Source organism: Micromonospora sp. M71_S20, from assembly GCF_003664255.1.
In the GTDB taxonomy this organism is placed as follows: Bacteria; Actinomycetota; Actinomycetes; order Mycobacteriales; family Micromonosporaceae; genus Micromonospora.
On the sequence record NZ_RCCV01000004.1, the window covers coordinates 481,147 to 501,452 of the forward strand.

At 73.1% G+C, this 20,306-nt stretch carries 12 protein-coding genes and 1 pseudogene; 5 read left to right on the forward strand and 8 right to left on the reverse strand.

Going from position 1 to position 20,306, the window contains the following annotated elements:
- Positions 1-7 precede the first annotated feature (7 nt).
- From DER29_RS31250 to DER29_RS31260, 3 genes are read right to left on the reverse strand one after another with little or no spacing between them, the layout of a single operon-like run.
- Entirely contained in the window at positions 8-1,042 is a 1,035-nt protein-coding gene (locus DER29_RS31250; RefSeq protein WP_121401209.1) for a MupA/Atu3671 family FMN-dependent luciferase-like monooxygenase, read from the reverse strand.
- Positions 1,039-7,923: a non-ribosomal peptide synthetase gene (locus tag DER29_RS31255; RefSeq protein ID WP_121401210.1), complete on the reverse strand. Its 6,885-nt coding sequence runs from the start codon at positions 7,921-7,923 to the stop codon at positions 1,039-1,041. Before DER29_RS31255 ends, DER29_RS31250 begins: the two co-directional genes overlap by 4 nt.
- Positions 7,920-10,442, reverse strand: a complete 2,523-nt coding sequence (locus DER29_RS31260; RefSeq protein WP_121401211.1) for a polyketide synthase — start codon at positions 10,440-10,442, stop codon at positions 7,920-7,922. Before DER29_RS31260 ends, DER29_RS31255 begins: the two co-directional genes overlap by 4 nt.
- Positions 10,443-11,244: 802 nt before the next feature.
- Between DER29_RS31260 and DER29_RS31265 the strand changes: the two genes are divergently transcribed.
- On the forward strand, positions 11,245-11,652 hold the full coding sequence (locus DER29_RS31265; RefSeq protein WP_121401212.1) for a YciI family protein: 408 nt from the start codon (positions 11,245-11,247) through the stop codon (positions 11,650-11,652).
- 4 nt (positions 11,653-11,656) lie between these two features.
- On the forward strand, positions 11,657-12,802 hold the full coding sequence (locus DER29_RS31270; RefSeq protein WP_121401213.1) for an RNA polymerase sigma factor: 1,146 nt from the start codon (positions 11,657-11,659) through the stop codon (positions 12,800-12,802).
- Between the two features lie 17 nt (positions 12,803-12,819).
- On the opposite strand, the gene DER29_RS31275 is transcribed toward DER29_RS31270, so the two are convergent.
- Entirely contained in the window at positions 12,820-13,626 is an 807-nt protein-coding gene (locus DER29_RS31275; protein WP_121401214.1) for an alpha/beta fold hydrolase, read from the reverse strand.
- A 349-nt stretch (positions 13,627-13,975) separates the two neighbouring features.
- On the opposite strand from DER29_RS31275, the gene DER29_RS31280 reads away from it, so the two are divergent.
- Positions 13,976-14,749: a helix-turn-helix domain-containing protein gene (locus DER29_RS31280; protein ID WP_121401215.1), complete on the forward strand. Its 774-nt coding sequence runs from the start codon at positions 13,976-13,978 to the stop codon at positions 14,747-14,749.
- 236 nt (positions 14,750-14,985) lie between these two features.
- Positions 14,986-15,498, forward strand: a pseudogene (locus DER29_RS31285) (VOC family protein); the annotation flags it as partial.
- A 182-nt stretch (positions 15,499-15,680) separates the two neighbouring features.
- Here DER29_RS31285 and DER29_RS31290 read toward each other — a convergent pair.
- The 3 genes from DER29_RS31290 to DER29_RS31300 all read right to left on the reverse strand — a co-directional run bounded on the left by DER29_RS31290 (position 15,681) and on the right by DER29_RS31300 (position 17,257).
- Positions 15,681-16,133, reverse strand: a complete 453-nt coding sequence (locus DER29_RS31290; protein WP_121401216.1) for a SitI3 family protein — start codon at positions 16,131-16,133, stop codon at positions 15,681-15,683.
- Positions 16,134-16,145: 12 nt separating this feature from the next.
- The gene (locus DER29_RS31295; protein ID WP_121401217.1) at positions 16,146-16,556 is read right to left on the reverse strand and encodes a hypothetical protein; all 411 of its coding nucleotides are present in this window, start codon (positions 16,554-16,556) and stop codon (positions 16,146-16,148) included.
- 173 nt (positions 16,557-16,729) lie between these two features.
- Complete coding sequence (locus DER29_RS31300; protein WP_121401468.1) at positions 16,730-17,257, reverse strand: DUF6244 family protein; 528 nt, start codon at positions 17,255-17,257, stop codon at positions 16,730-16,732.
- 518 nt (positions 17,258-17,775) lie between these two features.
- Between DER29_RS31300 and DER29_RS31305 the strand changes: the two genes are divergently transcribed.
- The gene (locus DER29_RS31305; protein ID WP_121401218.1) at positions 17,776-19,284 is read left to right on the forward strand and encodes a hypothetical protein; all 1,509 of its coding nucleotides are present in this window, start codon (positions 17,776-17,778) and stop codon (positions 19,282-19,284) included.
- 96 nt (positions 19,285-19,380) lie between these two features.
- Here the strand turns inward: DER29_RS31305 and DER29_RS31310 are convergent, their stop codons facing one another.
- Positions 19,381-20,265, reverse strand: a complete 885-nt coding sequence (locus DER29_RS31310; protein ID WP_121401219.1) for a 3-hydroxyacyl-CoA dehydrogenase family protein — start codon at positions 20,263-20,265, stop codon at positions 19,381-19,383.
- Positions 20,266-20,306 lie beyond the last annotated feature (41 nt).

Genomic DNA, 20,306 nt, shown 5'->3' on the forward strand with positions numbered 1-20,306 from the left:
CGACCGGTCACAGCTCGGCGCAGCGGTTCTTGAGCTCGGCCAGGTGGTGCAGAGCACGCAGCACCTCATCCGCGCCGACGCCGAAGTCGATGAGGCACGCGAGCTCGTCCACACCCAGGTCGGCGGCTCGCTCGACCAGCGGCACGCAGCTGTCGACCGAGCCGATCAGGCAGCGCTCGCCGACGAACTGCTGAAAGGCGTGCTCCAGCAGTTCGTCGAGTTCGGCCGGGGACAACTCGTCGACAGCGGGCGACCCCGGCCGGTTGACCGCGAACAGGTCCATCGAGGTGCGCATGTACGCCGTCATGGGCGACCGTGACACGGCGACCGCCTCCTCGACCGATGGCGCCAGGAAGGTGTGCACCATGAGTGCCACCCGCTCGTTGCCGGCGTCGTGACCGTGCTGCTCCATCGCGTCGCCGTACTCGGCGAGGTTGGCCTCCAGGCGGTCGAACGACTGGCCCAGCAGGTGGGTCAGCACGCCGACGCCGAACTCGCCGGCGAGCGAGAAGGTCGACGGCGATCCGGCGGCGGTCAGCCACAACGGCGGCAGCGGCTGCACCGGCCGCGGGTAGCTGCGGACCTCGACGACCTGCCCGGCCGGGTCGGTACGCGGGACCGACCCGCCGGCCCACAGCCGGGTGAACTCGGCGATGGCGGCGCGCATGTTCTCCCGGCGGTCCGCGAAGCGCTGCGGCGCGAGCACGAAGTCGCGCGGGTTCCAGCCGGACGCGAAGGCGAGCCCGGCCCGACCCCCGGAGAGCTGGTCCACCATGGACCATTCCTCGGCCACCCGGAGCGGGTCGTGCAGCGGCAGGACCACGCTGCCCGCGCGGACGTGAACGGACCGGGTGGCCGCAGCGACCGCGGCGCCGGTGACCGCCGGGTTGGCGAACGGCGCGCCGAACTCGTGGAAGTGCCGCTCCGGCGTCCAGACCGCCTCGAATCCGTGCGAGTCGGCGAACCTCGCCGCCTCCAGCAGCAGGCGGAGCTGCTCGGCGGCGTCGTCACCGCTGGCGAAGAAGAAGAGGCTGAACTTCATGAGGGGGTTCCTTGCGGCAGTGGGGTGCGGGGGTCGAACACGATCGCGTACAGCGCCTCGCGGTAGGCGTCGAGCACGGCGGGGCCGCCGGCCTGCCGGGCGACGACCTGGAACGACTCCGCCGAGTCGTACACCGCGAAGTGCAGGCGCAGTTCGGGTTCGAGCAGATCCGGACCGACCGGGACCAGGGTGGCCGCGCCGAGGCGGGCAGGACCACGCCCGGCGCGGGCGTAGTTGAACACCACCGGCGGTCCGAGGTGGCCGCCCGGCGTCGTGGCACCGGCCGCGTCGGCCAACGGCAGCGCCCGCAGTTCGAACAACTCCTCGACGCGGGTGCGAACGTCGACCAACAGCTCGCCGGCGGGCACCTGCGACCGCAGCGCGACGCGCAGCGGGACGATGCTGGCGAAGCCGCCGACGGTGGCGTCGAGTTCAGGACCCGTCCTGCCGTCCATGGGCACGGCGAGCACGGCCTCGCCACCGTCCAGGCGGGCCTGCGCGGCGGCGAACGCGGCCAGGTGGACGGTGAACGGCGTGGTCCGCAGCTCGCCGCAGACATGGCGGATCGCCGACTGCAGCGCCGCGCTGGGCGCCCATCGGGACCGCGTGACCGCCGCCGTCGCGGCTGCCGGGAGCGATCCGCCCGGCGACGACGTCCAGCCGCCCCGGACCAGCACCTCCCGAGCCCGGGCGATCGGCGCCTGCGGCCCGTTGCGCCAGGTCAGATGACGCAGGAAACCGTCGTCCTCGGGGCCCAGCGCGGCCGGGGCGTCGTACGCCATGACCAGCTCGTCCAGGAACACGCCCAGGCCACGCCCGTCCAGCACGGCCTTGTGCAGGGTGAGCCCGAGCAGGCTGCGCTCCTGCGACGCCCTCGCCAGCACCAGCCGGACCGGGTGGCTGCTGCTCAGGTCCAGCGGGTCGGCCTGGAGCAGGTCGTGGAGGGCACGAGGGTCGTCGAGACCGTCCACCTGGCGCAGTTCGACCGGATCGGTGGCGAGCACGAGCCGCTGACCCACCCGGCGCAGTCGCAGCGCCGCCTGCCGGCGCACCACGGCGTCGAGCGCCCGTTGCAGGCGCACCGGGTCCACCGGGCCGTCCGCCTGGTAGACGAAGGTCTTCTGGTGCGTCGGGTGCGGCGTCGTCAGCAGCCACGCCAGTCCGGGCGGGGGCGCCTGCGGCAGTACGGGAGCGGGCAGCTCGACCCCGGTCGGCGGGGTCCGCTCGCCACCGCTGCGCGCCTCGACCAGCTTCGCGACGGCGGCCGGGGTGCTGGCGCGGAAGAACTCCGGCACGCTCAGGGCGATGCGGAACTCCGTGCGTACGCGGTGGACCAGCGTGGTCGCCAGCAGCGAATGCCCGCCGGCCTCGAAGAAGTCGTCGTCGCCACCGAGCCCCGGCTGCTCCAGGACCTCGCGGAACAGCGCGAGGACGCGCTGCCCGGGACCGGTGCCAGCGGGATCGGCCGGCACGCCGACCCGTGCGGCCGGTCGGGGCAGCCGGGCCACGTCCACCTTGCCGTTGGCGTTGACCGGCAGCGCGGGCACGACCGTGAACGACGCCGGAACCATGTACGACGGCAGTTCCTCGCGTAGCCGCTCGCGCAGGCGGGCGACAGTCGGTTCGGTGGGGCCGTCGAGGACCAGGTACGCGTGCAGCGCACGGTCGCCCTCGTCGCCGTGCGCGACGATGGCGACGTCCGCCACCTCCGGCGACCGCCGGAGCACCACCTCCAGCTCACCCAGCTCCACCCGGAAACCGCGGATCTTGACCTGCTGGTCGGCCCGGCCCAGGAACAGCAGGTCTCCGGAGGGAAGTAGTCGGGCCCGGTCGCCGCTGCGGTAGCTGCGCGCCCCGCCCGGCCCCTCGTGGCCGAACCGGTGCCCGGCCGGGCCGGCGTCGTCGGTGTAGCCGGTAGCCACACACGGCCCGGCGATGACCAGGTCGCCGACGCTGCCGCGCGGCACGTCCACGCCGTTCTCGTCGACGACGCGCAGCACCACGTTGTCGATCGGGCGGCCGATCGGCGCGTACCGCGGCCAGTCCTCGGGCGTCGCGCCGAAACGGTACGACGTGACCACGTGGGTCTCGGCCGGACCGTAGTTGTTGATCAGCGCGCAGCCGGGCAGCCCCGTGAAGAACGCGACGAGGGACTCGCCGACGCGCAACTGCTCCCCGGTCGAGGCGATCTCGCGCAGTGATGCCAGCAGGGCGTGGTCGGCCGCGGGGCGGGCCGCCAGCGCGTGCAGCAGCGACACCGGCAGGATCGCCTTGCTCACCCGCTGTTCGGCGACGAAGCGCAGCAGCAGGTCATGGTCGTGCTTGACCTCGTCGGTCGCGATGTGCAGGGAGCCTCCGGCGCAGAGCGCGGCGAAGGTCTCGTGGAAGGCCGCGTCGAAACCGAAGGACGCCAGTTGGAGAAAACGCACGGGCCGGGTCAGGCCGCCGGTCTCCCAGTTGATCAGGTTGGCCAGCGCCGCGTGCGGGAAGTGGATTCCCTTCGGCCGTCCGGTGGTGCCACTCGTGTAGGTCAGGTAGGCGCCGACGTCGCCCGACACGTCGTCACCGGGCAGGCGTCCGGCCCAGCGGCCGACCGCGGCCGGTTCGGACAGGTCGTACCGGTTCAGGCTCGCCGTGACGTCGAGGGTGTCGCCGGAGTCGACGCACACCACCCTCGCACCGCAGTCGGCCAGGATCGCCGCGGTCCGCCGGGGCGGGTGGTTGAGGTCGACCGGTGCCGGGGTCGCACCTGCGCGCAGCACACCGAGCAGGGCGCAGACCGCCGACACCTCGCGGCGCATCGCGATCGCGACCACGTCGCCCCCGTCGACCCCGCGCCGGTGCAGCTCCTGGGCGATGCCGCCGGAGATCTCGGCCAGGTCGCGATAGGTCAACGACCTCGCCCCGTCGGTCACTGCCAGGCTGTCGGGGTGTCGCGCCGCGGCGTCGAGGAACCATGCGTGAACGGGCCCCGCAGGCACCTCGGTGCGGGGCCCGGTGAGGGCCGCGGCTGACCAGGCGCGCGCGGACGGCGGCTCGACGGGCAGGTCGCGCAACCGGGTGTCGGGCTTGGCCAGTGCCTCCCGGACGATGGTGCGCAGCATCTGCACCCAGCGGGCGACGGTCTGCTCCGCGAAGATGTCGGAGTGCAGCAGGCGGGCGTTGACGCCGTCGTCCGTCAGCCACCAGTCCAGCTGGAGCTCCATCGGGCTGCCGCCGGTGTCGAACGGCACCGCTTCCACGATGAGCCCGGCGGGACCGTCGGGCCGCGACGAGGCGGTGTCGAGCATGTTGAACAGCACCTGGCACAACGGCGCGGCGGACATCTCGCGGGCGCCCCGCACCGACCTGACCAGCACCTCGAACGGGATGTCCTGGTTGTTCAGACCGTCGCGCTGGGCGCGCGCCGTGCGACGTACCAGCGAGCGGAAGTCGTCGTCCGGCTCCACTCGCAGCCGCAGCGGCAGGGTGTTGACGAAGTTGCCGATGAGGTGCTCGGTGCGTGGCCGGTGCCGGCCCGAGACGGGCACCCCCACCACGACCTCGCGCACCGCGCCGACCCGGCTGAGGAACAACCCGAACGCGGCCAACATGACCGCGAAGGGGGTGGCGCCCTCCTCGCCGGCCAGCCGGCGCAGTCCGTCGTCGGCACCGGCGAGCGCGAACCCGCGCCGGCCGCCCCGGAACGACGGTTCGGCGCTGCGAGGGCGGTCCGCGGGCAACTCCAGCGCCTCGGGCGCGCCGCGCAGCTCCCCGGTCCAGTAGGCGAGCTGGCGGGCGGCCTCGGCCGAGCCGAGCCAGCGGTTCTCGGCCCGCACGTACTCGAGGAAGACCCCGTCGATCGGCGCCAGACCGGCCGGCGCGCCACCGGTGCGCTGCTGGTAGTACGCGTACAGGTCGTGCAGGAAGATGCCGGTGGAGCGGGCGTCGGCGAACATGTGGTGCACGGCCACGGCCAGTACGTGCCGCTGCGGGGCCATCCGCAGGACGCGGGCGGTCAGGGGCGACCCGTCCAGCGCGATGGGCGCGTCGAGCAGTGCCCTGATCTCGGCCTGCAACTCCTGCTCGCTGCCGCAGTCGACCACCGGCACCGGTACCGGGCCGGCGGGTGCCACCTGCTGCACGGGCCCGTCCGGAGTGTCCGTCACGGACAGGCGCAGGCTCTCGTGCCGACGAACCACGTCGCCGACGGCGGCGCGCAGGGCCTCGACGTCCAGTGGACCGCGCAGGTCGGCCAGGACCGGCACGTGGTAGGCCTCGGCGGCGCCGGGCAGCTGGGACAGGAAGTGGAACCGCCGCTGCAGGGCGGTCAGCGGAACCGGTCCCGGGGCGGCGGGCGTGTCCGCCTCGGCCGCGTCGGACACGGAGGCGGCGGTCTGGACGAGCGCTGCCAGCGTACGGGGCGTGGGAGCGGCCATGAACGAGCCGACGCGGACGTCCACGCCCGCGAGCGATCGGGTGCGCGCGACCACCCGCAGCGCGGCGAGGGAGTCACCGCCGATGGCGAACAGGGAGTCGTCGGCTCCGGTGTCGGGCCGGCCGAGCACATCGGCGAAGACCGTCAGGGCGATGTCGAGTGGATCGGCGGCTGCCGCCGGCTGGACCGGGCCACCGGTGTCGGGCGCCGGCGCCTCGGCCGCGGGCACCGCGCCGCCGGCCCCGGGCGCCGAGATCCAGTGCCGCTCGCGGCGGAACGGATGTCCGGGCACGGTGACGACCGCGCCGGGCTCGGCCGGGCCGGGTTCGTCGAGGACACCGGCCACCCAGGCGGCGGCCATGGCGACCCGCAGGCCGTCGGGATCCGGCTCGGCCGCGCGCACGGATGCGGCGTACGGAAAGAGCGCTTCCGGTAGCGGGTCGGCACCGGGGCCGGGCACGAGATCGACCACCGCGTCCACCCGTGGCGGCAGGGTGCGACGCCCGGGGGCCGGCGGGGCACCGGCCAGCAGTGCGACGAGGTCGGGCGTCTGGCCCTCGGCGTGGAACTGGTTGCCGTCGGCGTCGTACCAGGCGACGGCGCAGGGGCGGACGGTCAGGCCCGCTGCGGCGGCGGCAGGTGTGGCACCGCGGGCCAGGCGGCTGACGGCCTCGATGCCGTCCGGGTACGACAGCACCCCGGCCAGCACCGCCGCAGCCGCCGTGGTGTCCCGGTCGGACACGACGGCGCTGATCGCGAGGTCGTGCTGCCGCCAGACGTGTGCGAACGCCAGGGCGACCGCGGCGGGCGTGCCGAGTGCGGCCAGGTCACGCACCTGTGCCGCCACGGACAGCCGCTCGAGCAGAGCGTCCGACGCCGCACCGTCCGCGCGAGCGCTGCGCACCCGCGCCGCCGCTCCGCGCGTCCCCGTCGCGGCATCGAAGGACTCCAGCTCGCCGCCCGGGTACCGGACGAGCACGCGGCGCAGACCGTGCCGCAGGTGGCCGCGCCGCAGGGTGTGGGCGATGTCGCGAGCCGCCTCGGCGTCGGCCCCGGCGAGCGTGGCACGCAGCTGCGCCTCGACCGCGTCCAGATCCTCGCTCCGGCGCGCGGTGAAGGGCAGCACGATCGGCGCGGCGGTGGCCGGTGGCACCGCGGCCTGGGCCGGTGGGGACTCCACCAGCAGGTGGACGTTGGTGCCTCCGACCCCGAACGAGCTCACCGCCGCGATGCGGCGCGCGGCGGGCCACGGGGTGCCGACCGCGCAGACGCGGAACGGGGTGGTGGCGAAGTCGATGTGCGGGTTGGTCCGCTTCGCGTGCAGCGATGCCGGGATGAACCCGTGACGGACGGCCAGGAGCGCCTTGGCCAGGCCGGCCGCCCCCGAGGCGGAGTCGAGGTGGCCGATGTTCGACTTCACCGAACCGACCAGGCAGGTCCCGGTGCCGGCGGTGCTGCCGCGGAACGCCTCGGTCAGGCCGGCGATCTCGATCGGGTCGCCCAGGGCCGTGCCGGTGCCGTGCGCCTCCACGTAACCGATCTCGCCCGCGTCGATCCCGGCGAGCCGGTGCACCCGGCGGATCAGTGCCGCCTGCCCGGCGACGCTGGGCGCGGTGTAACCGGTCTTGGCGCCACCGTCGTTGTTGATCCCACTGCCGCGGATCACGGCGAGCACCCGGTCGCCCTCCGACAGCGCATCCTCGAGCCGCCTGAGTACGAACAGCACGACGCCGCTGCCGAAGACGGTGCCGTTCGCGTCGGCGGAGAACGGCCGGCACACCCCGTCGGGCGAGGCGATGCCGCCCTCGACGTACGTGTAGCCGGAGTCGGTGGGCCTGATGCTCACCCCGCCCGCGATCGCGGCGTCGGCCTCGTAGTCGACCAGCGCCCGGCATGCCTGATGGATGGCCGCCAGGCCGGACGAGCACGCGCAGTCGACGGCGATGCTCGGCCCGGTCAGGCCCAGCCGGTAGGACACCTGCGTCGCGGCGAACCCCCGGTCGTTGCCCATGAGGACCCGGTGCCAGCCCAGACGCCGTACCGAAGAGCCCTCCGGCCACACGTGGTGCAGCAGGTAGTCGGAGTGGTTCATGCCGACGAAGACGCCGATGTCGCCCCTGAAGCGTGCGGGGTCGATCGCGGCATCCTCGAGCGCGCGTACCGAGGTCTCCAGCAGGAAGCGCTGCTGCGGGTCGGTGGCCGCGCACTCGGCCGGTGTCATCCCGAAGTACTCGCCGTCGAACAGCGCCGGATCGGCGAACCGCTTGCGACGCGCCACATGGCCGGGACCGCCGCCCGTGACCTCGTCGGCGGGGACGTCCTCGACCGGGTCGACACCGTCGCGGAGAAGACGCCAGAACTCCTCGACCGAGTCGGCACCGGGTACGCGGCAGGCCATGCCGACCACGGCGACCGCCGACAGGTCCTCCTCCTCGGTCGAGAGGTCGGCGTGGTCCGCCGTCACAGCTCGACCGTCTCGGCGTCGTCCTGGGCGTGGTCGGAGCGCATCTGGCTGTACAGCGACGACAGCCGCACCCGGGCGGCCACCCGCTCGGTCATCTCGGCCAGGGTCTCGGGCTCGAGCAGGTCTACCAGGGTGCACCGGACGTGGAGGCGGTCCAGGATGCGGGCGAGCATCCGGGCGGCGAGGATCGAGTGGCCGCCGAGCTCGAAGAACCGGTCATCGGGCGAGACCCGGTCGACGCCGAGCACCTCGCACCAGATCTCCGCCAGTTCGGCGGCGACGTCGACACCGGCCAGGTCCACCTGCGCCGCGTCGGTCGTCCCGGGCACGGGCTCCGCCGGCGCCGGGGCGCTCCGGTCGAGCAGCCAGTGCCTGCGCGGATCGAACGCCACCGGCAGGTGGGCACGCGGCCCCTCCGGCCGCGGCCGCAGTGCGGCCCAGTCGACGTCGGCGCCGGCTTCCCAACAGGACGCGAGCATCCGCAGCAGGCACTCCCAGCTGGCAAGCGCGTCGGCCAGCGGCAGCGCCGCCGGACCGTCGGGTTCGTCGAGCAGCCCCATGAACCCGCAGCGGGCCTCCTCGGCCAGGTCGTCGGGTGACGGCGTGCTCCCCGCATGGAGCACGATCCCGCTGTGACGCAGCACGACGTCGCAGCGCAGCGGGCCCGGCGCGGCGGCGGCGAGAGCTGCCGCGATCGCCTCGGCGATGTCGTCGCAGCGGGTGAGGTCGCCGCCCTCGGCGACCACGCGCATGCCGTCGACGTGCAGGCGAGTGCACTCGGCCGCCACCGCCGGGGACACCGAGCCGGCCGCGGCGAGGGCGTGGAACGCTCCCGCGCCGGCCCCGGTCAGGGTGTCCGCCCGCACACCGAGGCGGGCGAGCGCCTCGATCAGCCGCAGCGCAGCGGGAGCAGCCGACGGGGCGGCCCCGAGACGCTCGAGCACCGTGTCGGCCGGGTCCAGCGTGTCGGGCAGGGCGAACACGATGCCCTTGGCGGGCGGCGCGGGCTGAGCCGCGCCGAAGGCGGCCGCGACCTCGTCCCTGGTGGCCAGCACGGCCGCCTGCCGGAACTGCGGGAACGTCCTGCGGCGGGCGAGGGTGACCGCCAACGCCGCAGGGGTGGCGTCCGACGTGGCGACGGCGGTCCGAAGCGCGGTGAAGGCGGCCTCGGTGTGCGCCGACACGGGCAGTACCCAGACGCCGTCCTCGTCGACGCGCGTCTGTTCGCCGAACTCCGGTGCCTCCTCGATGACGACATGTGCGTTGGTGCCGCCGACGCCGAGCGAGGTGACCGCCGCCCGGCGCGGGCCGGGCACAGCGGGCCAGGGATGGGCGCTGCCAGTCACGTACAGCCCGGTGTCTTCGAGCCGGATGGCCGGGTTGAGGTCGCGGTGGCCGGGAGTCGGGGGGACGATCCCGTCGCGCACCGCGAGGACGGCCCGGATGAGCCCGGCGGCGCCGGCCGCCTCGTCGAGATGCCCGATGGCCGACTTCACGCCTCCGACAGCGCACGGACCCGTTGCGCCGAGGCTGGCCCGTGCCTCGGCCAGCGCCGCCATTTCCACCGGATCGCCCAGCGGGGTGCCGGTGCCGTGGGCCTCCACGTAGGAGACCGACGCGGCGTCGACCGCCGCGTCAGCCAGCGCGGCGAGGATGACGTCACGCTGCCCCCGCACGCTGGGCGCGGCGAAGCTGAGCCGGTCGCCACCGTCGTTGTTGAGCGCTGAACCGCGGATCACGGCGTAGACCCTGTCGCCGTCACGCCGGGCGTCGGCGAGGCGCTTGAGGACGACCACGCCGGCCCCGCTGCCGGGCACCGTGCCGTCGGCGGCCGCGTCGAAGGGCCGGCACCGCCCGGAGGGGGACATGACACCCCCGTTGCGGCGAAGGTAGCCGTGGCTGTCCGGCAAGGTGATGGAGACGGCGCCGGCGACGGCCAGGTCGCAGTCGCCGGCCTGCAGGGCGCGCCGGGCCACGTGCACCGCGGCCAGCGAGGTGGAGCACATGGAGCTGACGTAGACGCTGGGACCGTGTAGGTCGAGGTGGTAGGAGACGAGCAGGGGCAGCGCGGCGGGCAGGTCCCAGGGCAGCCGGGGCTCGGCGGCGCCCACGGGGCGCCGGGCGGCGTAGCGGTTCTCGCCCGCCCCGGCGAAGACCCCGACGGACCGGGTGTCGGCGCCGGACCACCCGGCATCGTCCAACGCCCGTACCGCTTCTTGCAGAAACACCCGGTGTTGCGGATCCATGGACGCCGCGTCGGCGGGGGCGATGCCGAAGTACGCGGCGTCGAATTGATCGATCCCGTCCAGCAGACCGGCGGTCGGCACGTACTCGGGATGCCTACGCAGCGACTCGGCGACACCGCGTTCGGCCTGGCCCGCCGTGTCGAGCGTGGTGGTCGCGATCTCGCCCGCGAAGGCGAGCCGGGCGAACTCCTCGATGTCGGCGGCGCCGGGGAATCGGCAGGCCATGCCGATGATCGCCACGTCGGTCCGGTGCGGGCTCTCGGTTCCAGCCATGTCGGTCGGTACCTCTCCAGGGTGATTCCGCGTCTTCCGGCTCGGCCGCCGCCTGCCCACGGGTGAACAGGATCGACGCCCGGGCCGGTTCGCCGGGTCGAGCACCGACCCGCAGGTCGGAAAGCGGGGCGCAGGAAATCACGCTGCCGGCGCGGTGCGGGCGGCGGGGACACCGACGGGAATGCGGTTCGCGCTGGTCGGCCGGCGTCGTCATCGCGCACCGGTGAGCGTGCGTACCTGAGCGATCCCGAGTCGGGACACGGCGCACCGGCGACACCTCCCCGTGGCGCGTCGAGCAGTTTCTCGCAGTGCGGGGCTGCGAATTCCCCGGAATCTAGCTCAGGGGCGACGAGACCCGGAACACGCTGTGACATTCGCCATATCGACGTCAATGTCTATCGACGTCGACCGCCTCGTGGAGGGCTCATCAGCCGTTGACGCCCGTCATAGCGGATACCGGATCGCGGTGCGCTGGCTTGCGACAATGTGCGAATTGCTCATGGCCTGCCCCGGTGTCCCCGGCGGCATGGCCGGTGCCAGCGGCGTGGCGGGCACGGAAAACTGCCAGGCGTGGAATGCCGGTCCGTTCGGTCGATGCGCACAGCCCGGAGGGCGGGAGTCGGCGCACACCGGATCCTGGGGATGTCCGAACCTGTGACGCGGACACCGAGAGACGGCTCACCCCGGCTCGGGTGCGAGACCCAGGAAGACTCGGACGGCGATGTCGAGAATCCGCGACCGGCTCCGTCCCCGTGGTGAACGCGACCAGAATGGGTTCGCACCAGCACCGAGAGGAAACACGATGGCCAAGTACCTGCTGCTCAAGCACTACCGGGGCGCCCCGGCTGCGGTCAACGACGTACCCATGGAGCAGTGGACGCCGGAGGAGATCTCGGCGCACATGCAGTACATGCAGGACTTTGCGACCCGGCTCGAGGGGACCGGCGAGTTCGTCGACGGTCAGGCGCTCGCCCCCGAGGGGACGTTCGTCCGGTACGACGGTGAGGGACGCCCACCGGTCACCGACGGCCCGTTCGCCGAGACCAAGGACCTCATCGCCGGCTGGATGGTGATCGACGTCGACAGCTACGAGCGCGCCGTGGAGTTGGCCGGGGAGCTGTCGGCCGCCCCCGGGGCGGGCGGGAAGCCGATCCACGAGTGGCTGGAGCTGCGCCCGTTCCTGACCGCGCCGCCCACCATCACGGAGTGACCTGATGGAGGAGGCCCTGCTCCGGAGCCTCACACCCCGCGTGCTCGGGGTCCTCGTCCGCCGCGGAGCCGACTTCGCGGCGGCCGAGGACGCCGTACAGGACGCGCTGGTCGAGGCGGTCCGCACCTGGCCGGCCGACCCGCCGCGGGACCCGAAGGGCTGGCTGGTCACCGTGGCCTGGCGCCGGTTCCTCGACGCGACCCGCGCGGACGTCGCCCGGCGTCGGCGCGAGGACCTCGTCGACGAGGAGCCGGCGCCCGGGCCCGCGCCCGCGGTGGACGACACGCTCCAGCTCTACTTCCTGTGCGCCCACCCGTCGCTGACGCCGTCGTCGGCGGTCGCGCTGACGCTGCGTGCCGTCGGCGGGCTGACCACCCGCCAGATCGCCCAGGCATACCTGGTGCCCGAGGCGACCATGGCGCAACGCATCAGCCGGGCCAAGCGCGCCGTCTCCGGCGTGCGGTTCAACCAGCCCGGCGATGTCGCGACCGTACTGCGCGTCCTCTACCTGGTCTTCAACGAGGGCTACTCCGGCGATGTCGACCTCGCCGCCGAGGCCATCCGGCTCACCCGGCAGCTCGCGGCAGCGATCGACCACCCCGAGGTGGCGGGGCTGCTCGCCCTCATGCTGCTGCACCACGCCCGGCGCGCCGCCCGGACCGCGCCCGACGGCAGTCTGGTGCCGCTCGCCGAGCAGGACCGTGGCCGGTGGGACACCACGTCGATCGCCGAGGGCGTCGAGATCCTCCAGGCGGCCCTCGCCCGCGACCGGCTGGGCGAGTTCCAGGCCCAGGCCGCCATCGCGGCGCTCCACGCCGACGCGCCCACCGCCGGGGAGACCGACTGGGTGCAGATCGTCGAATGGTACGACGAGCTCGCGCGCCTGACCGGCAGCCCGGTCGTCCGGCTCAACCGCGCGGTGGCCGTCGGCGAGGCCGACGGACCGCGCGCCGGCCTGGCGGCGCTCGCGGCGCTGGACGACTCGCTGCCCCGCCACGCGGCGGCGGCGGCGTACCTGCACGAGCGCGACGGCGACCTGGCGACGGCGGCACGGTTGTACGCCGAGGCGGCCCGGAAGGCGCCCAACCTCGCCGAACGCGACCACCTGACGCGCCAGGCCGCCCGGCTCAACGCCCACCACCGTTCCTGAGGCGTACGTCCATCGGCTCAGCGGACCTCCTGGTCGCGGGCGGCCGCGGTCTCGCGTACGGCCTGGGCGACGGCTCGGAAGTCCTTGCGCAGGATGTGGGAGTGGTTGCTCGCGACCTTCGCGCTGACCTGGATGTTCGGGTTGCCGGCGAGCACCGGATCGAGGGCGGTCCGCACCTGTTCCATCTCCTCCTCGCCCGCACCGAGATTGCCGCCGGTGGCCAGGACGTACCGCACCGGGCAGGTCACCCGGTCCAGGACCGGCGCGATGGCGGCGACGATCTCGTTGGCCTCGATGTTGACGTCGGCGTGCTGATCAGCGGTCATCCGCGCGGCCAGGCCCAGCGGGCGCGCCAGCGGCAGCAGCAACCGCATCCGGCGGAACAGGCCGCGGATCCGCTCGCGGCCCTCCTCGCCGGTCAGGCCGTAGGGGATGGCGCCGTCCGCGCACACCACCCCCCGGACGCGGTCCGGATTCCGGTCGGCCCAGTGCACCGCGACTGCCGCGCCGTAGGACCAGCCCACCAGCAGCGGCCGCTGCGCCCCGGTCGCGTCGAGGACGGCGTCGAGGTCACGGACGCACGCCTCGAAGGAGTAGTCCGCCGACCGCTTCGACCGGCCGCGGGCCCGCTCGTCGTAGGTGATGTGCCGCCAGCCGGCGCCGAGCTCGGCGATCACGGGCCGCCAGTGCCGCTGGGAGGCGTAGGCGCCGTTCAGATAGACGACGGGACGGCCGGGGCCGCCGGTGTCGGTGACGGCCAGCGCGGTGTCGTCGACCGGCACCATGCCGGTCCAGGTCGAGGTGGTCGGGTTCGGGGCGGACATGGGTGCTCCTTCGTTCCGTGGGCAGTTGCCGCACGTCGGATCCGTCGGGTGGCCGGAGCCGGTGTCGCATGCCCGGCCGACCCTCGTCAGCGTTCGGAGATCACCGAACGTCTGCGACGCTACGTTGCGTTTAGAAGAGTGTCAACGAATGCTGCGGCGAGCCATGCCCTGCCATCAGCCATATCGGCACCCTGCTTGCAATGAGCATGACATCGAACGCAATGAAGCGGTCGAGGCCCGCATTGCAATGAACTCCGGGTGAATGCATACTGTGCAGCCAGGTGTGCATGCACCTGGACGCCGCACGCGTCGACAGGCGCGAGTGTCGGCGGAGAGGAGGCGAACACCGATGCCCGGGGGAAGACTCACCAACGAGGACCGCCAGCACATCGCCGCGGGGCTGGCCGAGGGACTCGGCTACGCAGAGATCGGCCGGCGGCTGGGGCGGCCCGCCTCGACCGTCATGCGGGAGGTCACCCGCAACGGCGGACCCGACGGTTACGGGGCGGACCGGGCCCACGAGACCACCCGGCACCGTGCGCGCCGGCGCAAGCAGGCTCAGCCTCCGGCGCCGCCGGTCCCCGACAGCGGCCACGGGCGCGACCCCCGGGCGGTCCAGGACTTCACCGAATCCTTCACCGCTCTCCTCGTGCAGCAGGGGCTGCCCCGGATGGAGGCCAGGGTGCTGGCCTGCCTCTACGTCACCGACTCCGGCGCGCTCACCGCCGCCGACCTGGTCCAGCGGCTTTGCGTCAGCCCGGCGTCGGTGTCGCACGCCGTCGCCTTCCTCGAACAGCAGGGCATGCTCAGGCGGGAACGGGCTCCCGGCGCGCGGCGCGAACGCTACGTCATCGACGACGAGATCTGGCTCCGGTCGCTCCTCGCGTCTCTGCGGATGAACGACGCCCTGACGGCCGCATCGCGGCGCGGAGCCGAGATCCTCGGGGTGGCGACCCCGGCCGGCGCCCGCTTCGAGTCGTCCGCCGAACTGCTCCTCCTCGTCAGTGCGGCCTTCCGGCAGGTCATGGAGCAGTGGCGGCAGCGCCCGGCACCCGGACAGGCCGACCGCACGGGGCGAGCGCGCGCACCGGACCGGGAAGGCAGGCGGGCGGCCGGCGGCTGACCGGCCGCTGTGGAACCAATGTCCTAGGACGCCTTGGGAGATGTGCGTCAGCACTCACGGCCTGCCCGCAGCCGAGCGTGCGAGGACGGTGACCGTGAGCAGCCGAGGGCTCAGTGCCCGGGCCGCGCCGCTGTCCGACTGGTGTCTGGTCGAAGTCGGCCACCGCGACTCGTTGATGGCCGCCGACTCGACGGGCACTAGCATTGCCGGTGTGGCAACGCGGCTCGTTCAGATTCGCCACCACCTCGGCGGCCCATCAGGCGGAGGTGGTCACGCGCCTGCGGGACCTCGGCGCAACACCTGCCGACGTGGGCCAGGGCGACGTGCCGTGGACGGTCATGGCCGACCCGGAGGGCAACGAGTTCTGCGTGCTGGACCCCCGACCGCTCTACCGGGACACCGGACCGATCGCCGCGGTGGTGGTCGACTGTGCGGATCCGCGAGCCATGGCCCGCTTCTGGGACGAGGCCATGGACTGGGACCTGCACGAGGTGACCGACCACCAGGCGGTACTGCGCTCCGCCAAGGGCGTCGGCCCATATCTGCGGTTCATTCGCACACCCGACGTCAAGACCGTGTGGAACCGCGTCCATCTCGACGTCCGCCCGTACCCGGGTGACGACCTGGCGGCCGAGGCGGCCAGACTGCGGACCCTCGGCGCCACCGCCGTCGACCTGGAAGACGATGTCCCGTGGACCGTCCTCGCCGACCCGGAAGGCAACGAGTTCTGCCTCCTCACCCCAGCCTGACCCGAACCTCGTCTGCCGCCCACCGCGGCTACCAGCCCGGACCTTGCGACGCGCCCTGGTACTCCAGCGCCACCTGCTCTCGACGCGGCAGTCCCAAGAATCACGCGGCGCCACCTGTTTTCGGTGTCGGAGGTGGAACGAGCATGAGGACGGCCACCGCGTTGATCATCGACGACGCGAGCTCAGCCGGTGACGAGGTGCTCCAGATGGTAGTGGTCCCACCAGCTCGTGCGGTGTGTCCGGATGACGCCGTCGGTGCGGGTCAGGAGGAGGTAGTTGCCGTCCTGGATCAGGGCCGCGTCCTCGTCCCGACCGGCCAGCACCCTGGCTACCGCCGCCACCATGTTGGGGATTCCCTTGTCGGCCAGATCGTCGGCACCCATGGAGAAGGTGACGTTGACGTACGTCTCCGGCTCCCACTCCCAGCAGGAGTCGCCGTCCGTCTCGGCCTCGTAGTAGCCGTGCGTGCCGGAGCGAATGGTGACGGCGTAGCCGCGTTGGTCGTACAGACGGGCGGTGAACAGGCGCGGATTGGACGTCGGCTGTGGTTTCTCGCTGGGGTCCGTGGCAGTCAGGGCGGCGATCGCGTGCACGGAAGGATCACCGGCCAGGATCAGACGGAACTCGACGGCCATGTCTGCCCCTCCTCAATCTCGCCGGATGATCTGTCGGATCGTACCGTCGGGTTTCACCACAACCAGTTCCTTCAGCCCGTCGATGGGCCAGTCGTCGAACTGGCGCCGTAGAGCCGTCATGTCACCTTTCCAGTCTTTGAGGTTCACGATCACGCGCTGGGTCTGCTCGTCATCGACCTTCTCCCGGACCTGGCTCCAGATGTTGCGCACCGACGTGCGAACCGCCGGCGAGTAGCAGTCGAAGACGTAACCTTCGAGGAGGTAGTCCGGATCTTTGTCTGGGTTGCCGCTGTCGCCGGTGTGGACGCGAGCACCACTGGCTTCCTGCGCCGTGGGATTCTGGTGAATCCGGTAGCCCCTGCCGGCCACGGTGTCGGCACACTCGTTCTCCAACTCCAGCGCTCGTCGGGTGCTGGCATCCACTTTGGGCCCGATGCCGGTACGCGGCCCAGTCGGTGCGTTGTTCCGGACCCCTGTGGGTTGCCTGCTCCACGGTGGGAACACGTCGTGGCTTTCCTGCCCTCGACCAGGCGCGACGCGCGACGATTCGTTGGGGAACGGCGCGGGGCTGGCCGGTGGGCGACCGCCAGCCCCGATCAGTTTCCCGACGATCCCAACTGCCGAGCCTGGTTGGTCGCCGCTTCGACAGCCCGCTGGGCGGTGCCGCTGCGCTGTACGAGGAGTACCAACACTTGCTTGATGCTGTCGAGGGACTGCAGGAGCGGCCCCGGTTGCCCACCGTGCAGGGCCGCGCTGACGAGTTGTCGTGCGTTGTCGACCTGCGTCATTGTCGCGGTGGTGATCTCGCGGGCGCTGGCGATGCCCTGCTGGACCGGCGTCAGCCCGGCGATGGTCTCCTGCGGAGTCGCCTGCCGCGGCACGCTCGCGGCGGCCTTGACGGCCTCGCCGACCGCAGTAGCGAGACTGCCCAACCCGCCCTGGATGGTGGAGAGGGCGGTGCGTACTCGGGCGATTCCGGCAGCGACCGCAGTGAACCCGGCGCCGGCGGCCCGCACGGTGATCTCCTGCGCCTGACTGTCGGCCGCAGCCGCGAGGTGCTGGGCCCGCTCGACGCCCGCTGCCAGAGCGTGCAGCTCGCCGGTGATCTCTTCGATGCTCGACACGTACCAGCCACCCCGCCCGAGAACGGATGTCGGAGCCTGCAACCTACCCGGCGAGGCCGGTCCCCGGACACCCCGGACCGAGTGGATGCCGCTGGAGTTGCTGCCGCTCAGCCCCGAGGTCTCGCGACGTATCCACCTCTGTACCTCGGACTCGTACGCCCTCATCAAACTGTGCGGACGGCCGACTCTGCCGGGACGGGGTGCTACGACCGCCGCGCTTGTCGCATAAGCGGCCTTGACGGCCTCGGCCTGACAGCAGCCGGAGCCGTGGTGCCGGCGGCGTGCGCGGAATGGCACCGTCCACAGCCTACGTCGGGCCCGTACCGCTGCCATTCGGGTGATAAGCCCTGTTGAGCTGCGATTTCGCCGCTATACCCTCGCTGCTTGTGACTGACGACGACCCTTGGACGACTCTCCGGACGACCGACGGCACCGCGACGACCGACGGCCAGACAGGCACCTTCAGGGTGGTCCACCTCCGAGGCGACCTCTGGTTGGACGGTCCTGCCGGAGATCCGGTGGCGCGGGGCCTCGCGGGCAATCCGGCGGCACCGCTCGATGTGCTGCTGCGTCTGCTCGACGACCACGCCGAGGCCGTTCCCGCAGCGATCCGCCGGCGCGCCGACCTGCCGCCCGCAGTCGTCGCAGCGGCGCTGCGTCACCCCCTGGCCCGGGTACGGGGCGCGCTCGCCGCCAACCCGCACATCGATCCGGCGCTCCGGCTCGGCCTGCTGGACGACCCCGAGCGTCGCGTGGTCGAGCTCGTCCGTGCGGATCCGGACGTGGCCTTGCCGGATCGCGCGTTCGTGCCGAGCCTGGACCGGCTCGTCGAGCAGTTCCGGCGGGGCATCTTGACGCCGGCCGAGCTGCGCGGCGAGGTGATCGAGCTGGCGTGGCGCGACCGGCGTGCGGTGCGTGTCGTGGCCACCCATCCGGAGCCGCTCGTACGTGCCGCCGCGGTCGGACTGCTCGGCGGCCTGGACGAAGCGGCCCGCGACGAACTACGCCAAGTCCTGCTACACGACGACGTCCCGGAGGTGCGGGCGGCGACCGCCCACTTCCACGCCGAGCGGGAACGGGTGCGGGAGCCGGCGGACCTACCCGTCAACGGGTACGCGTACCGAGGGCTGCTGAGCGAGCTGCGGCTCTCGCCCGCACTGATCGAGTACGTGCTCGCCGCGGAGGACGGGAGGGAGGGCGTCGAGGCGATGGCGACCAACCCGACCCTGCCGCCGGAGGTGGTCGAGGCGTTGTTCGACCACCCGTCGCCGGACGTGCGGCGCAGCCTCGCCGAGCGTGACGACCTGACCGGCGCCCAGTTGGCGCGGCTCGCCGCCGACCCCGACGCGTCGGTACGGACCGCCGTCTCCGTGCATCCCGCGCTCACCGAGGAGGAGCGTGCGGCGATCGACATCGACGTGACCACGGCGCCGTGGGACCGCCGGATCGACCTGTGCTGGCACGTGCGGGGGACGGTGTCGCGTGACCCGCTGCCGCCACTGGCGGCGTCGGTACGGCTCGCCACGTCGGTCAACCCGCTGCTGCGCCGGCGGGCCGCGCTCGACCCGCGGTTGCCGGCCGGGACCGTCACCGCGCTCTCGGACGATGCCGATCCCGGCGTGCGAGCCCTCCTCGCCCATCACCATCCGGCCGCGCCGCCCGAACTGCTCCTGCGGGTGTTACGTGGGTACGAGTACCGTCGATGCGACCGCGGGCGGCTGCCGGCCCTGCCGAACTTCCCGACGGCGGCGCTGGCCCGGTACGCCGACGACCAGGATCCCGCGGTCCGGCGGCTCGTCGCCCGCGACCCGTGGGCGGATCCGGCGCTCGTCGACCGGCTCACCCGCGACCCCGACGCCGCGGTGCGGCGGGCGATGGCGGCATGCCCCCGACTGCCGGTGGACCGGATCGTCGACCTGCTCGACGACGTCGAGCTGGCCGAGTCCGCAGCGCGGAACCCGGCCCTGCCGGTCGACGTGATGCGCGAGCGGCTCGCCTCGTCCGCACCCTGGCAGGGGAAGCGCTGACGGTCGATCCGCACCCGTCGGCGAGGTGGGACGACCTGCGGCGACCTGCCGGCCGGCGTCTAGCGGCGCGGTGCCTGGACGCGGACTCGGCGGTGGTCAGGTGGCGGCGGTCGCGACCGGCTGCGGGTACTGGTGGAAACCGCTGCCGCTCTTGCGCCCGTACCTGCCCGCGGCGACCAGGTCCCGCAGCGTGCGTCCGGGCCGGAAGCGGGGGTCGCCGGTGCATTCGAGCAGCACCAGGAGCGTGTCGACGACGGTGTCCAGGCCGATCAGGTCGGCGGTACGCAGCGGGCCCGTCGAGTGGCCGAGGCAGTCCTGGAAGACCCGGTCGACGGTCGCGGCGTCGGCGGTTCCCCGGCCGACGACCTCGGCGGCCTCGTTCACGGTGAGCATCAGCACGCGGTTGATCACGAAGCCCGGTCCGTCGGCGACCACGATGCCGGTCTTGCCGATCGCGGCGAGCAGGTCGAGGGTGCGCTGGAGGGTGTCCGCGCTGGTCCGCGGCGCCCGCACCACCTCGACGCTCTCCCTGAGCGGCGCGGGGTTCATGAAGTGCGTCCCGACCACCCGCTCCGGCCGGCGGGTGCTGGCGGCGAGCCGGTCGATCGGGATGGCGGAGGTGACCGACGCGAGCACCGTCGTCGGTGGACAGACGGCGTCCAGCTCGCCGAAGATCCGTTCCTTCAGGGGGATGCGTTCCGGCGCGCACTCGATCACGTACCCGGCCCGGTCGAGCCCGGCGGTCCGGTCGGTCCAGCTGATCCGCTCGATCACCCGGGCCGCCGGGTCGCCCGCGCGGTGCGGGGCCAGCAGCCGGGCCTGCCGCAGTCCGGTACGCAGCCGGCCCACCGCCGCCGCCGCCCCGGCCGCCGTTCCGACCGCCGGGTCGACCACGACCACGTCGTACCCGCCCTCGGCCAGGCACTGGGCGATGCCGAGGCCCATCGTGCCGGCGCCGATGACCCCGACGGTGCCGCTCATGCGCCCCCCTCGTTCCGCTCGGCGCACGCCTGAGGCTCCGC